Source organism: Acinetobacter lwoffii (genome assembly GCF_024129595.1).
Lineage (GTDB): Bacteria > Pseudomonadota > Gammaproteobacteria > Pseudomonadales > Moraxellaceae > Acinetobacter > Acinetobacter lwoffii_O.
The window spans coordinates 1-14,628 of the sequence record NZ_JAMXXS010000007.1; the positions used below are offsets into that span (position 1 = coordinate 1).

Here is a 14,628-nt window from a genome sequence, read left to right on the forward strand (position 1 = left end):
ATAGACGGAAAAGATTCGGTTTACGCATTAACTTAATTGCTGCACTCGTAAACCGGATAAACTTGCAATAATGACTTTCGCAAGAGATCTATTGTTTAAAATAAATTTTATAACTGATTTATTTTAAACGTTTTTTTAATCGAGTTTTGTTGGGCTGAAGAAACCCATAAAAATAATGAATGAAATAAGGGTGTTTTCTGGCTATAACTCCCATTTTTGCATATAGAAAATCCTGGCTAAATGGGCTTTATTTTTGAAAAAGCATTGGCAAATATGCTTGAAAATTAATCAGTCGGCCCTATAATTATCTCACTCCTTCCTCAAAATCACATAGAGAGTAAAATGGCCAAGAAAAAAACAGCCGAGCAGGTGGTGATCCACAATTTTGTGGCAAAACACATGCATGAAGTCAACAAAAGCCAGGTCTTTGTAGACCGAAAGAAAAATGCAAAACGTGGCTACAACAAGCACAGACAAGGGCGATATTCCATGGAAGATCGCCCTTTTTTAATGGCCGCTTAAGGTCTGTAAGGTGGCTGGGGACGACGTGGGGGCTGCTTAGGATTAGTTTTAACTGGAGAGAGCGGGGCGACAGGTCGGTTGTTACGAGTTTGCGAATATTGATTTGGATACCGGGATGATGTTGTCGATTCATCCGCGATTAAGTCATTAAAGAATTTATTGAGTTTGCTTTGCACTGGTGCTTTGTGGTGAGGGGAATGAGGCTGTGGTCTGGCCTGCTGAAAACTGGCAAATTGATCTTTTTGTTGGTGATAGAGTCTGGCAGCAATGACGGAGGGGTCATCTCTGCCTAAACGCCGCCGTTGCGATGCCGAAATTTCAATGCCCAATAATGGAGTCATTTTAGGCCGATCGGCATAGCTCATTGCTCGATTGCTGGCGGGGCGTATATAAGATGAACCGGAATTATGAGCTTCTTTGCGGGCAGCCAAGGCCGGTGCAAGAATGACCACATAGAACACCGCAACAATCATGAACAGGATGACCAGAAATTCCATAACCACCTCTACCACTGTCGAGGGACTGGAAAAAGTCCCGTATTAGGCACTCACCATACGTGATGCAGATTTCACCATATCCCCTAAACCATGGGTTCTGAAATAATATTCTAACCAGCTTTTTACCATGAGCGGATTGTCCATTTTTAACACATGTTGCAGCAATTCTTGTGCATCACTCATCGGAACATGACAAATGGTTTTACGTACCCGCAAAATATTACTGGAACTCATCGACAGGGTATTAAAGCCCATGGCCATGAGCAAAACTGCAGACAGCGGATCGCCCGCCATTTCACCGCAGATACTGACCGGTTTTTCATTACGATGACAGTCCTGCACCAGACGGGTCAGGGCACGCAGTACTGCAGGGTGTAAATGTGAATAGACATTGGCTACCCGTGGATTATTGCGATCCACAGCCAACAGATATTGGGTCAGATCGTTGGAGCCGACCGAGAAGAAATCCACCAGTTCGGAAAATTCATCAATCTGATGAAGCACACTCGGCACTTCCACCATGATGCCGAGTTTTGGTTTATTTACCTTGACCTGTTCTTCTTCCTGAATCGCCGCATGATCACGTTCCAGCAGGTAGAGCGCTTCCTCGACTTCACTAACACTGGTCACCATCGGCAGCAGAATATGCAGGTTATTCAGTCCGATGCTGGCCTTAAGCATGGCGCGAATCTGTGAAGAAAAAATTTCCGGATGATCCAAGGTAAAACGAATGCCACGCCAGCCGAGTGCCGAATTTTCTTCTTCAATCGAGAAATATGGCAGGTCTTTGTCTGCACCAATGTCCAGCGTCCGCATCACCACCGGTTTATTGGCAAAATGACTGAGCTGCTGACGATAAATCGCACGTTGTTCTTCTTCACCCGGGAAGCGGTCACGCAGCATAAACGGAATTTCAGAACGGTATAGGCCAACGCCTTTGGCACCGCGCTGCACGCCACGCACAACATCAATCATCAGGCCGGTATTGACGTAGAGTTTGACCGCCACGCCATCCGGGGTAATCGCATCTTTGGTTTCGTACTGACGCAGATCTTTGGCAATCTGTTCTTCTTCTTTTTGAATTTCTTTATAGCGACTGCGCAGGCGCCGTGGCGGATTAATAAAGACCCGGCCCTGATGCGCATCGACAATCATCTCCACATCATCGAGGGTATTGATTGGCAGTTCGGTTACACCGACTACGGTGGGAATACCAAGGGCACGTGCCACAATCACCATATGTGAGTTCATGGCACCTTCAGTGGTGACAATCGCGGCAATTTTATCCACGGGCAGTTCAACCAGTGCAGCCGTCGATATTTCCTCACCAATCAGAATACTTTCATCGGTCAATTCACGGTGACTGGCATCGGCTTCCTGTAAACGCGCCAGAATACGGCGGCCCAGATCTTTTAAGTCCGCCACCCGCTCACGTAAATAATCATCTTCCATCTGGGAAAATTGTGCCACATGATTGTCAATGACAATTCGTACCGCGCCTTGTGCCCAGTGACCTTCACGAATAAAGGCCTTGATTTCTGAAGGCAGGGCATTTTCATCCAGCATACGCAAGAACACGCTAAACAGTGCGCGTTCCTCGGCCATCAACGCATCCTGCATTTTGTCATCTAGCGACTGGATTTCTTCGCGGACTGAATTCAGGGCGTTATCTAATAGCTCCAGTTCTTCGCTAATGTCATCCGCTTCACGGTCAGGGACTGCGGCAAGATCTGCTGGTGGATACAGAATCACTGCACGACCTAAGGCAATGCCACCGGAGCCAGAAACTCCCTGAAAGGTTTTATAGGCGGGCAGGTTGCTCGGCTTACGGAATACATCGATATTGCCAACGGCATGGGCATGGGCGATGACGCCAGAAAGCTGCGCGCAGAGTGTGACCAGAAAGGATTCAGCAGCTTCAGAAAAGTCCTGTGATTCTTTATTCTGAACCACCAGTACACCCATGACCTTACGGCGGTACATCACCGGCACACCGAGGAAGGAGTTATAAATTTCCTCACCGGTTTCAGGTAAAAACAGGAAGCGCTCATGTTTAGGGGCATTGTCCAGATTGACAATTTCTTCACGTTGTCCAACCAGGCCCACCAGACCCTCACCGGTCTGCAAAGACACATGGCCGACAGATTCTGCATTCAGGCCTTTAGACGCCATGAGCAGATAACGCTGATTGCGTTCATCGAGGAGATAGATCGAGCAGACATCAACCTGCATGGCCTCGGCCACATGCTTGACCATAATGTCGAGTGATTCATGCAAACTGGTGGACGCATTGATCTCCTGAACAATACGTCTCAAGGTGTCCAGTTGCATATTCGACATAAGGTCTGCTCCGTCTATTCAGAATTTCAGTGATTAAGTTTATTTATAACAATAGCCGCGTAAAAAATCTGCATTATTTATGCGATTTTTTAAGGTTTTTGCTGGGGTAGTTGCTGACACAACTCCACCAGGGCTTTGCGGTAAACATCACGTTTGAAATTCACGACTTGACCGAGTGGGTACCAGTAACTGACCCATTGCCATTGATCAAATTCGGGCGGATCAGACAGATTCAACTGAATATGCTGAACGGGGGCCGTGAGTTTGAGTAAAAACCACTTTTGTTTTTGACCGATACAGACCGGATCAGAGTCCGTACGAATGTATCGATGCGGCAAACGATAGCGCAACCAGCCTTTGGTTTGCGCGACTATCTGGACGTGTTCGGGCAATAAGCCAACTTCTTCTCTCAGCTCACGATAGAGTGCCTGCTCAGGGGTTTCTCCATATTGGATTCCGCCTTGTGGAAATTGCCATGCATTATGACCAATGCGTTTTGCCCATAAAACCTGTCCAGCATCGTTTGCCAAAATGATCCCGACATTCGGTCGGAAACCTTCAGAGTCGATCATTTGGCTACCTAAAAATTGTTTAATTTATGCCTTTGCCATCGGGGAGCATTATTTCGTTATCCAACTCGAAAAAAGCAAAGTTTAAAAATGTTAAAATTGCTATGATCTTAACGAATTTCTATCGACTAGCGGAGATAGATTTACAATTTTTTTCTTAAATTTCAGTTTTAACGAGTATTTTCATGAAATTGGCGCTATTTGATCTCGATCACACCTTGTTAAACACGGATTCGGATCATTCTTGGGGAGAGTTTTTGGTCAGTGAGGGCCTGGTCGATCCCGTTCATCACCGCGCCATGAATGACAAGTTCTATGACGATTATAAAAAAGGTCAGCTGGATCCTTATGCCTATAATGAATTTGTGTTCCAGTTTCTGACCAAACATGACAATCATTATTTGACTGAATTACATCAACTGTTCATGCAAAAAGTCATTCGTCCACAAATGCGTCCTGAAGGTTTTAAAGCCATTGAGCGCCACCGTGAAGCAGGGCATGCCTTAGTGGGGATTACCGCAACTTCAGACTTTATTACCGCACCCATTTTTCGTGAATTCGGAATTACTGAAATTATTGCCACCAATGCTGAAGTCATTGATGGGAAATATACTGGTAAAGTCATCAATACCGCATGCTATCAGCAAGGCAAGCTGGTGCGTCTGGAACAATGGCTGGAAGGCCGCGACGTAACCGAGTCTTGGGCTTATTCAGATTCGATTAATGACCGTTTCTTGCTGGAATATGCGGATCATGCGATTGCAGTCAATCCGGATGATCGCTTGGAAACTTTAGCCCAAGAACAGGGTTGGAAAATACAGGACTGGTCGATCTAATCACTCCGAACTCATTGATGTGATTATTAAGTACAACTTCGGTTATGCTTTTTATTTGCCTCATTTGAATATTAATGTTTTTTCACAGTCCAGCTGAATCAGACATGCTATGCTCGAAAAACAGGACATGATAACAATAGTAGATTCTGAGGTATGAGATATGACTCACGTTCGACCACGTATGACACATCTGTTCCAACAGCTTGGCTTGGATGCCAGTGCAGAAGGTATTGAAACATTTATTCACGAGCATCAATTGCATAAAGATCTGACTTTACTGGATGCGCCGTATTGGTCAGAGGCACAACGTCAATTTTTAAGCGAGAAAATAGCCTCTGATGGCGAATGGGCGATTGTGGTAGATCAACTCAATGAATCCTTGCATGAAAATTCAACCAGTGAAGGATAAGATATAAAGCCAATCGTATGATTGGCTTTTTTAGACTATGACCTTACCTTTAGCGAATCCGTTTCCAGATCGTGACTTGTGATAGGGTATGTTGATACTTTCTGGCCGTTTCTCGAATCACAAAAGGCACATCTTGGGGTTCGGCCACCAATTCAAAGTGCTGGGTTAAAATGTTGGAAATACCAGCCAAAGTCGTGATCTTTTCCCCATCCTGCTGAAAACCGCCCAGCCATTCGCTACGCGCCGTATGTTCTTCCAGCCAGGTATAGGGCGAACTCAGCATTAAAATTCCACCTATATTGATACGTTTATGAATCTGCAATAAAAAGTCTTTCGGATGATGCAGCCGGTCAATCAGGTTCGCTGCCAGAATAAAATCATAGTCGCTAAAATGTGCTTTCAGGTTGCAGGCATCGGCCTGAAAAAATTCCGTTTTTGACGCAAACTGTTCCAAAGCGACATCTTCAAGTGAACAGCTTTTTTCTTCGCTTAATTCACCTTCTAGCGGCAGCTGATAACGTACCCTATTGCCTTGAGCCAAATAGACTGCCTGCTGGATAAAACGTGCTGAGAAGTCCAGACCGGTCACCTGATCAAAATAGTGTGCCAGTTCAAAGCTGGCGCGGCCGGTAGCACAGCCAATATCTAAGGCACGATGACATGGCACTTGCTGAAAATAGGGTTGTGCCAGATCGACCAGTGTTTTGGCAAAATTAGCGATACCAAAATATTCGGGGCCGTACTGGAATTCCAGATATTGGGAGACCAGCTGGTCGCTTTCATAGTTCGAAGGGAAATGTTGCAGTGCCTGATCAGAGGCGACGTAGCGAAAACCAGCGTGCTGAAAGAAATGCCGTCTGAAGGCGTAGCGGGAACTATATAAAGCTTCATTGCCCGCCGAAATCCAGGAGCCACCTTTCATCAGGTTATGGCGACCGTCAAAGGTTGGTGTACTGAAATCATCATAAAGCGGATGCACCTGAAAACTCTGAAATGGATAGATCGGAGTTTCAGTCCACTGCCAGACATTGCCCTGAATATCATAAAAATCGCCCTGCTTGAAATGATCGACCGGACAGGAGCTGGTGCCGTATTTCAACTCGATATTGGCCTGTTCAGGGCTCGGTAAATCTGAATCCAGATCGGAAACTGCATACAGGCGATACCATTCATCTTCAGTCGGCAAGCGAATGGTTTTTCCCAGCAGTTGGGATTTCCACTGACAAAAGGCCTTGGCTTCATGATAATTCACTTCTACCGGCCAATCCCAAGGCATCGGCACTTCTTCCAGCATCAGTCGCAGTGACCAACCCAATTCAGTTTTGCGCCAGAAACAGGGATGAGTGGCTTGTGAAAATTGCAGCCAGCCTAGACCTTCTTTATTCCAGTAGTGTTCGGTCTGATAACCATCAGCTTCGACAAAAGCCAGAAACTCCTGATTGGATACCAGATATTTGGAGGCTGCAAAAGCCGTTACATCTGCTTCATGCTGGCCGTATTCATTGTCCCAGCCATAAAATGGATCGTTAAAATCTTTCTGCAAAAGCACCTTGCCGTCAGGTACCTCCAGCAAGTGATTATCCGGAGCCATGCCGGTAATGAGATTGGCGCGCCACTGTGGATGCTGGCGTACATACTCCAAAGCATGCTGGCGAATCAGCACGGAAGATGTTTCCAGATGGATCCGTTCATGCTCGATGCCCATAATGAGCGTCCACCAGGGGTTCTGCCAGTTTAAGGGCAAAGTCAACGGAGCATGTTCAAGGATGTTCAAGATCAGGGCACGCACCTGATGCCGATAATCACGGACTTCCTGCACGGTAGGCCAGTCATAATGTACTTCGTCCAGGTCATCCCAGCTCATCTCGTCCACACCAATCGAGAAGATACTTTCAAAATGCGGATTCAGGCGTTCGCTAATTAGCTTGCTGAGCAGCAGTTTATTGACAAAAAAAGTGGCGGTATGCGCAAAATAAAAAATCAGCGGATGACGTAAAGTAATCGGTTTGATGAAAAAAGCATCTTCATGCTTGAGGCATTCAAACAGCTGTTCATAGGTGTCAAAGGTATTCAGGAAATATTCGCGCAAGCCGTGCCGGGCAGTCTGTTCATCGGCAAAATCAAGTGCCGGCGTGGGCAGCAGCATCGGTTTGGCCGAAAGCCATAGGCTGCTTGTATTTGTTTTATCTTGAGAGTGGGATTTTAAGGGAGAATCGAGCTGCATCCGTCAGGCTCCATCGAATAGTTTTAAGCATTCCTCTGCACTGCAAAAGAATGGAATTGTCTTAAAAATACTCGAAAGATATCGCCAGATGGGGTGTATTTAGGTAACAAAATGCTGCACCGTTTTGGATGCAGCATGTTCAGGAACGGCTTAAATAGACAGCGAGGCACCCTGCATGAGCTGAACCAGAGCCTGAGCTGCTTTGGACTGAGTACGACCGGGATGCCAGACCATGCCCAAACGACGGTTCATTTCCAAGTTGATGTCCAGCTGGTGCAGGTCGTGATTGACCAGGGTTTTTGGCAGTACTGACCAACCTAAGCCAATCGATACCAGCATCCGGATCGATTCCAGCGGATTATTGCTCATGCTGACTTTCGGTTTAATACCCTGTTTTTCAAATTCGGCCAAGGTGATCTGCGAAGTATAGGTCTGTGATGATGGCAACAGGCTCGGGTAGTCGAGCAAATCTTCCAGACACAGATTTTTTTGCTGCGCCAGCGGATGAAATGGTGCCACCACAAAGACCAGAGGATCATTCCAGATAGTTACATAATTCAGACGCGCATCACCCCGTGGCGGCAAGGTTAAAAATGCCAGTTCCAGATCGCCGGCAATCACCTGTTCATGCGCCTGCTCGGAATCAACAAAATGTACATCCAGGGTTACGTCCGGATATTCCTGGACATAACGGCGCAAATGACTCGGCAGATGATGCAGGCCAATATGATGACTGGTACCAATTTTCAGTTTGCCCTGTACCTGACCTTGTTCATGGCTCAAGGTATAATGAATATCCCCGAGTTCATTCAGCCAGTTTTTCACTTTAGGCAACAGGGAGTGTGCCGCGTGGGTGGCCTGTACGCCACGTCCGGCAGATTCAAACAGCTTGACCCCAAAGTATTCTTCCAGACTGTGAATGCGTTTGGTGACAGCAGGCTGGGTAATGAATAGCTGATCTGCGGCCAGAGAAATCGAACCGGTTTCCATGACTTTCACGAAGGCTTCAAAGGCTGCGAGATTCATCTTAATCACCTATAAAGAATTTTTATGTGTAAATCTATTATTGTTATATTTTAAGAATAAATCAAAGTAAAATTACCTCATCTATGTTGCAGTGCTGAATTACTATACATTTTCAAAGCCTTGGCATTTTAAAAACTAAAAAAGACTGCCTTTCTCAAAACAGCCTTTCATCTGGAACCTCGACCGAAGAGTTTAGACGGTAATGTCCTCATTCTGCTGTTGGTTATTACCCTCCCAGATTTTTTCGTGGAAGAAGAAAGCCACTGCTTGTACCGTTGGCTCTAATAAACTTAAGGCAATGGCCATGGTCAAACTGCCAGTCACCAAGTAACCCACAATCATCGCTACTGTAATATGCATAATGTAGTAGCTGAAGGTCTTTTTGAACATGCGCTGGTTGTTGTCTACAAAGCGTTGAATATGTGCCATGTCGAAGTTCCTTAAAAATAATCTCTGTCGATGAAGAAATAATAATAATTCTCATTTAATTTGTAAAAACGAATATTTTTTATAAATTAATCGGAAAATTAGATTTATTAAAATAGAGCTCAAGCATGATTTGATTCAGCTTTTAAAAGATTCCAAAAAGTTTTTTAACTGATAAAAATGATAAATTAGATTTATGTGATTGCAGCGATATAATCAAAATCAGAGAAAGAATTTACCCAGTCCAGTGGAGTACATCGACATGGCAGGCGCAACCCAAACAGCAAAAACATTATATGATAAATTGTGGGACGACCATTTAGTAACGCAACGTGATGATGGTTCTGCCTTACTGTACATCGACCGTCACTTATTACATGAAGTGACTTCTCCACAGGCCTTTGAAGGTTTGCAATTGGCCGGGCGCAAGCCATGGCGTTTAAGTGCTAATATTGCCACACCGGATCATAACGTACCGACTTCGAAAAAAGAGCGTGAGCAGGGCGTTGCCGGAATTGAAGATGAAACCTCGCGCATCCAGGTGCAAACTTTGGATGACAACTGCAAGACCTTTAATATTGTTGAATTTGATATTAATGATATCCGTCAGGGCATCGCGCATGTGGTTGGGCCGGAGCAAGGTTTGACCTTGCCGGGCATGACCGTGGTATGTGGTGATTCGCATACGGCAACCCATGGTGCTTTTGGCTGTTTGGCGCATGGGATCGGGACATCAGAAGTTGAACATGTATTGGCGACTCAATGCCTGGTTCAGAAGAAGATGAAAAACATGCTGGTACGCGTTGATGGCAAATTAGGTCAGGGCGTGACGCCAAAAGATGTGGTCTTAGCGATTATTGGCAAGATTGGTACCGCAGGCGGTACTGGTCACGCGATTGAATTTGGTGGGCAGGTGTTCCGTGACATGTCAATCGAAGGTCGTATGACCGTGTGTAATATGGCGATTGAAGCCGGTGCACGCGTGGGTATGGTCGCTGTCGATGACAAGACTATTGAATATGTTAAAGGCCGTCCTTATGCGCCGACTGCAGAACAGTGGGATCAAGCGGTTACATATTGGAATACCTTACATTCGGATGAAGATGCACATTTTGATACGGTGGTCGTGTTGCAAGGTGAAGAAATTGAGCCGCAAGTGTCTTGGGGAACTTCTCCTGAGATGGTCATTCCAGTGTCTCAAGCAGTACCAACTTTAGAACAAGCCAAAGACGAGGTACAACGCAATGACTGGAACCGTGCTTATCAATATATGGGCTTAAATGCCGGTCAGGCCTTGGCTGAGATTCAGCTGGATCGCGTATTTATCGGTTCATGTACCAATTCGCGTATTGAAGATATTCGTGCTGCAGCCGAAGTGATCAAAGGTCGTAAAGTTGCCGCCTCAATTAAACAGGCGATGGTAGTTCCGGGTTCTGGTCTGGTCAAAGCTCAGGCAGAAGCGGAAGGCTTGGACAAGGTATTTGTCGAAGCGGGCTTCGAATGGCGTGAACCAGGCTGTTCAATGTGCTTGGCCATGAATGCCGACAAATTACAGCCGGGCGAGCATTGTGCCTCGACCTCGAACCGTAACTTTGAAGGTCGTCAGGGCAATGGCGGTCGTACCCATCTGGTGAGTCCAGCCATGGCAGCTGCTGCTGCGATAGCCGGTCACTTTGTTGATGTTCGTTCATTCTAGTTTAAGCCCTCATCCTGACCTTCTCCATGAGCCAAATGGCGCAAGAGAAGGGGTTCCCTCTCCTGAGTGAGTTTTAAGCACTGCTTTAAAACGAAGCGCAAGTGAGGGCTAGGGAGAGGTTACGGATTCATTGGGAAATAAATATGAAAGCTTATACCGTTGAACAAGGTATCGTTGCACCTTTAGACCGTGCCAATGTCGATACCGATTTAATTATTCCAAAACAGTTTTTGAAATCGATCAAACGTACCGGTTTCGGTGACAATTTATTTGATGAATTACGTTATCTGGATGAAGGCTATCCGGGTCAGGACAATTCAGTTCGTCCGATCAATCCGGACTTTGTCTTGAACCAACCACGTTATCAGGGCGCATCTATTTTAATTTCACGTGCCAACTTTGGTTGTGGTTCTAGCCGTGAACATGCGCCGTGGGCCTTGAGTGAATACGGTTTCCGTACCGTGATTGCACCAAGCTTTGCTGATATTTTCTTTAATAACTGTTTTAAAAACGGTATGTTGCCAGTGATTTTGGCTGAAGATATTGTTGAGCAGTTATTTAAGGAATGTGCGGCAGATGAAGGCTATCAACTGACCATTGACTTGCAGGCACAAGAAGTTCGCACCCCTACAGGTGAAAGCTTTAAGTTTGAAGTTGATCCATTTCGCAAGCATTGCCTGTTAAATGGTCTGGATGATATTGGCTTAACTTTGCAGGTGGCGGATGATATTCGTACCTATGAAGAAAAAACCAAACAATCGCGTCCTTGGGTATTTGCCGAAATTCATGGATAAATCAGTAAAAATTGTCATGGCATGACTGCGATGCCCTTGCTAATATCGGAAGATTATTGAGTTTTTTGATTGGGTAAGACAGACATTATGGCGAATTATTGGAAACAGTGGCTTGCTTTAAGTGCAGTATCGGTGCTGTTGACTGCATGTCAAAGCATCGACACGATGAAACTCAAACATGCCAAAGAAAGTACTGAGAGCAAAAGCAATGCCCTGATTTACTGTGCAGGGACACCAGATTGCCAGTTCGAACGCTTCAATCAGACCATCATTGTCAACGCCGACAATGGCCGCATCAGTGATGAAGCGCTGAAGCAGAAACTGGTACGCTTGCAGGCCAAAAATTTAAATCAGGCCAATCCGATTTATTTATCCGTGCCGGCAGGACAGCATGAACTGGTCGTACGCTTTTATCCGATCAGTAAGGATAAAGCGGAAACTTTACATGTATTCCATCGTTTTCAGGCCAATAACCGCTATAGCTTAAAAATGTTTCGTGACCGTAGTGCGCGTAGCAGCAGTTTATTAAATGCTTCGGCGCCTGATCCGCTTTGCGTAGATCTGGTACAAGAGCAAAAAACCATTCGTCGTTTTTGCAAACCCTATAATGCAGTCACCGGGATTGCAGAGTTTGTAGAAAAGAAAATTTAACCTCTGTCAGGTCTGAATCTGACATTTTAAACGGAAAATCTCATGTCTAAACAAATTTTGATTTTAGCTGGTGACGGTATCGGTCCTGAAATTGTCAAAGCGGCAGAGCAGGTGCTGACTCGTGTAAATGAAAAATTTAATCTCGATTTGACATGGGAACAGGGTTTACTCGGTGGTGCAGCCATTGATGCGCACGGTTCACCGTATCCAGACGTGACTTCTGAACAGGCTAAAAAAGCCGATGCGATTTTACTCGGTGCCGTGGGCGGTCCAAAATGGGACACGATTGAGCGTTCAATCCGTCCGGAACGTGGTTTATTGAAATTGCGTAGCGAACTGAATCTGTTTGCTAACTTGCGTCCAGCCATTCTTTATCCGCAACTGGCTGATGCTTCAAGTTTGAAGCCTGAAATCGTAGCAGGTCTGGATATTCTGATTGTGCGTGAGTTAACGGGTGGTATTTACTTCGGTCAGCCACGTGGTATCCGTGAACTGGAAAATGGCGAGAAGCAAGGCTACAACACTGACGTTTACTCAGAGTCTGAAATCAAGCGTATCGCTAAAGTCGCTTTTGAAATGGCCAACTTGCGCGGTGGTAAAGTATGTTCAGTGGATAAAGCCAATGTGCTTGAAGTGACTGAGCTGTGGAAACAGACAGTGACTGCGCTGAAAGATGCCGAATATCCTGAAATTAATTTATCGCACATGTATGTCGACAATGCTGCGATGCAGCTGGTACGTGCACCGAAGCAGTTTGACGTGATTGTCACCTCTAACCTGTTCGGTGACATCCTGTCTGATGAAGCTGCGATGTTGACCGGTTCAATCGGCATGTTGCCATCGGCATCTCTGGATGAAAATGGCAAAGGCATGTATGAGCCTTGTCATGGTTCTGCACCAGATATCGCCGGTCAAAACCTGGCAAATCCATTAGCGACGATTCTTTCGGTGGCGATGATGTTGCGTTATACCTTCCGTGAAGAAGCGGCTGCTAAAGCGATTGAAGATGCAGTAGGTCAGGTCTTGGATCAAGGCTTGCGTACGGCAGATATCATGTCTGAAGGCATGCAAAAAGTCGGTACGGTTGAAATGGGTCAAGCAGTCGTTGCTGCATTGAACTAAGCCTGTTTTGATTCAAAAAAACGCAGCCTTGAGCTGCGTTTTTTTATAATAGAAATTTCAAAGCTTAAACCCCTTAACAGGTTCGGCCTGTGGTGCGTACCGCGGTGGCAATATTATCTTTGAGTAAGAAGGTGATTTTACATTGCAATTTGACGTCATAGCCGCCGGCAGGGCTTACTGACACTGGAATCGGTACAGTGCCTGTCCCTGTGGCAGGAAACTGCGCTACAGGCAAAGGAATGGTAATGGGGCGTTGTACCACATAGCTTAATTGTTTTGCGCTGCGTTCAGGCTCACTGATCTGCTGGTAACCTAAACGTTTTAGATCCAGAGTTTGATCGATCAGTTGGCTGCTCTGCCCAATGAACTGTTGTAAATAGGCATCACGCTGCGCAGTTGTTGATGAGGTGGTGCTGCATGCATTAAGCAAACTGAATGCTGTACAGCATACTAAAATCAGTGTGAACTTCATGAGCTGTCCTCACACCAAATAAAATGAGTGTAAGCGCATTCCATGCAAAAATACTGTTGTGATTTGATACACGGTAGAAGTTTAGCGTGGTGAGGTTGATCCCTGATTTAATCCGATACAGGCTTTGAACTCGATGAGTACAGCTCAGCAAGCTCTACCGGTAAAGCGAATCGCCTGAACAATTTCATCTTTCAAGTCAAACCAGATTTGGCATTTCATCTCAATGTTATAACCACCATTTGAGGGCATCGGCATTGGTGCGCCGATCGGAATGCTCTGACTAATATTCGGCGTTCCCATTGGAATATTCATATCCCGAAAAATAGTGTAGCTGAGAAATTCTGTGGTTTGAATCGGTTGCTGGGAGGTCTTGAATCCAATGGCACGAAGATCAAGCTGGCTACGAACCTGTGCGGCAGTTTGACCTACATAAGGTTGTAGAGACTGATGCAGATGCTGATTGCCGCCGGTAGCGCATGCAACGAGAAACAAGCTGGAAAGTAGGGATAAGCATTTCATATTCATTGTTTTTATACATGTTATTTTTAATTCAATGAATAGTCGTGAATTTATAAGGCTGTGTCAAATTATTTTACTGATTGATAAATAATTCAAGTAATAAAAAAGCCACTAAAAGTGGCTTTTGCTTGCGCTAAAACTTAGCGTGCACGATATGTGATACGACCTTTAGTCAAATCATAAGGTGTCATTTCAACCTTCACACTGTCGCCAGTTAAAATACGGATATAGTGTTTACGCATTTTACCAGAGATGTGGGCAATCACTTCGTGACCGTTCTCTAAACGTACACGGAACATAGTATTAGGAAGCGTCTCGGTGACAACGCCTTCGAACTCGATGAGTTCCTCTTTATTGGCCATAGCCTACCTGAATGAATAAATTGGAAAGGCGCAAATTATAGTCAATTTTTTTGCAAAATACAAGACGAAACGGGCGTTAGACTGATCATCTGCCAGTAAAATAGGCGAACTGTCACGATAATTTTTTTAACTAAAAAGACACCTGTTTCTGTTGTCAGTTTGG

Annotated in this window: 16 protein-coding genes; 7 read left to right on the plus strand and 9 right to left on the minus strand. The window is 45.3% G+C overall.

What is annotated here, in order from left to right; all coding sequences use genetic code 11:
• Positions 1-342: 342 nt before the first annotated feature.
• Complete coding sequence (locus tag NI466_RS05270) at positions 343-522, plus strand: DUF7230 family protein (protein ID WP_004729442.1); 180 nt, start codon at positions 343-345, stop codon at positions 520-522.
• Here NI466_RS05270 and NI466_RS05275 read toward each other — a convergent pair.
• From NI466_RS05275 to NI466_RS05285, 3 genes are all read right to left on the minus strand, one after another.
• Positions 519-1,019 (minus strand): hypothetical protein, encoded by a 501-nt coding sequence (locus NI466_RS05275; RefSeq protein ID WP_005245903.1) that lies wholly within the window; start codon positions 1,017-1,019, stop codon positions 519-521. The two genes, NI466_RS05270 and NI466_RS05275, sit on opposite strands and share 4 nt — an antisense overlap.
• A 42-nt stretch (positions 1,020-1,061) precedes the next feature.
• Positions 1,062-3,359 carry a phosphoenolpyruvate--protein phosphotransferase gene (gene ptsP, locus NI466_RS05280; RefSeq protein ID WP_005245904.1) on the minus strand — a complete coding sequence of 766 codons (2,298 nt, stop codon included), beginning with the start codon at positions 3,357-3,359 and terminating at the stop codon, positions 1,062-1,064.
• A gap of 89 nt (positions 3,360-3,448) precedes the next feature.
• On the minus strand, positions 3,449-3,931 hold the full coding sequence (locus NI466_RS05285; RefSeq protein ID WP_004278502.1) for an RNA pyrophosphohydrolase: 483 nt from the start codon (positions 3,929-3,931) through the stop codon (positions 3,449-3,451).
• A 182-nt stretch (positions 3,932-4,113) separates the two neighbouring features.
• Between NI466_RS05285 and NI466_RS05290 the strand changes: the two genes are divergently transcribed.
• Both NI466_RS05290 and NI466_RS05295 read left to right on the plus strand, forming a co-directional pair.
• Positions 4,114-4,764, plus strand: a complete 651-nt coding sequence (locus NI466_RS05290) for an HAD family hydrolase (protein WP_253172986.1) — start codon at positions 4,114-4,116, stop codon at positions 4,762-4,764.
• 160 nt (positions 4,765-4,924) lie between these two features.
• The gene (locus tag NI466_RS05295) at positions 4,925-5,173 is read left to right on the plus strand and encodes a DUF2789 family protein (protein WP_004278500.1); all 249 of its coding nucleotides are present in this window, start codon (positions 4,925-4,927) and stop codon (positions 5,171-5,173) included.
• A gap of 49 nt (positions 5,174-5,222) precedes the next feature.
• Here the strand turns inward: NI466_RS05295 and ovoA are convergent, their stop codons facing one another.
• From ovoA to NI466_RS05310, 3 genes are all read right to left on the minus strand, one after another.
• Positions 5,223-7,397 carry a 5-histidylcysteine sulfoxide synthase gene (gene ovoA, locus NI466_RS05300; protein ID WP_253172988.1) on the minus strand — a complete coding sequence of 725 codons (2,175 nt, stop codon included), beginning with the start codon at positions 7,395-7,397 and terminating at the stop codon, positions 5,223-5,225.
• A 150-nt stretch (positions 7,398-7,547) separates the two neighbouring features.
• Positions 7,548-8,423: a LysR family transcriptional regulator gene (locus tag NI466_RS05305; RefSeq protein ID WP_004278498.1), complete on the minus strand. Its 876-nt coding sequence runs from the start codon at positions 8,421-8,423 to the stop codon at positions 7,548-7,550.
• 192 nt (positions 8,424-8,615) lie between these two features.
• On the minus strand, positions 8,616-8,852 hold the full coding sequence (locus NI466_RS05310) for a DUF2061 domain-containing protein (protein ID WP_004278497.1): 237 nt from the start codon (positions 8,850-8,852) through the stop codon (positions 8,616-8,618).
• 259 nt (positions 8,853-9,111) lie between these two features.
• On the opposite strand from NI466_RS05310, the gene leuC reads away from it, so the two are divergent.
• From leuC to leuB, 4 genes are all read left to right on the plus strand, one after another.
• Positions 9,112-10,545: a 3-isopropylmalate dehydratase large subunit gene (gene leuC, locus NI466_RS05315; protein ID WP_071852212.1), complete on the plus strand. Its 1,434-nt coding sequence runs from the start codon at positions 9,112-9,114 to the stop codon at positions 10,543-10,545.
• A 143-nt stretch (positions 10,546-10,688) separates the two neighbouring features.
• Positions 10,689-11,339 carry a 3-isopropylmalate dehydratase small subunit gene (gene leuD / locus NI466_RS05320; RefSeq protein WP_071852213.1) on the plus strand — a complete coding sequence of 217 codons (651 nt, stop codon included), beginning with the start codon at positions 10,689-10,691 and terminating at the stop codon, positions 11,337-11,339.
• 87 nt (positions 11,340-11,426) lie between these two features.
• Positions 11,427-11,990 carry a hypothetical protein gene (locus tag NI466_RS05325; RefSeq protein WP_071852214.1) on the plus strand — a complete coding sequence of 188 codons (564 nt, stop codon included), beginning with the start codon at positions 11,427-11,429 and terminating at the stop codon, positions 11,988-11,990.
• 42 nt (positions 11,991-12,032) lie between these two features.
• Positions 12,033-13,112 carry a 3-isopropylmalate dehydrogenase gene (leuB, locus tag NI466_RS05330; protein WP_064094871.1) on the plus strand — a complete coding sequence of 360 codons (1,080 nt, stop codon included), beginning with the start codon at positions 12,033-12,035 and terminating at the stop codon, positions 13,110-13,112.
• Positions 13,113-13,185: 73 nt separating this feature from the next.
• Here leuB and NI466_RS05335 read toward each other — a convergent pair whose 3' ends face one another.
• The 3 genes from NI466_RS05335 to infA form a co-directional block, all read right to left on the minus strand.
• Positions 13,186-13,584 carry a hypothetical protein gene (locus NI466_RS05335; RefSeq protein ID WP_004278492.1) on the minus strand — a complete coding sequence of 133 codons (399 nt, stop codon included), beginning with the start codon at positions 13,582-13,584 and terminating at the stop codon, positions 13,186-13,188.
• Between the two features lie 144 nt (positions 13,585-13,728).
• A complete protein-coding gene (locus tag NI466_RS05340; RefSeq protein WP_004278491.1) occupies positions 13,729-14,109 on the minus strand; it encodes a hypothetical protein in 381 nt (126 codons plus the stop codon).
• A 134-nt stretch (positions 14,110-14,243) separates the two neighbouring features.
• The gene (gene infA / locus NI466_RS05345) at positions 14,244-14,465 is read right to left on the minus strand and encodes a translation initiation factor IF-1 (protein ID WP_001284370.1); all 222 of its coding nucleotides are present in this window, start codon (positions 14,463-14,465) and stop codon (positions 14,244-14,246) included.
• Positions 14,466-14,628: the final 163 nt, after the last annotated feature.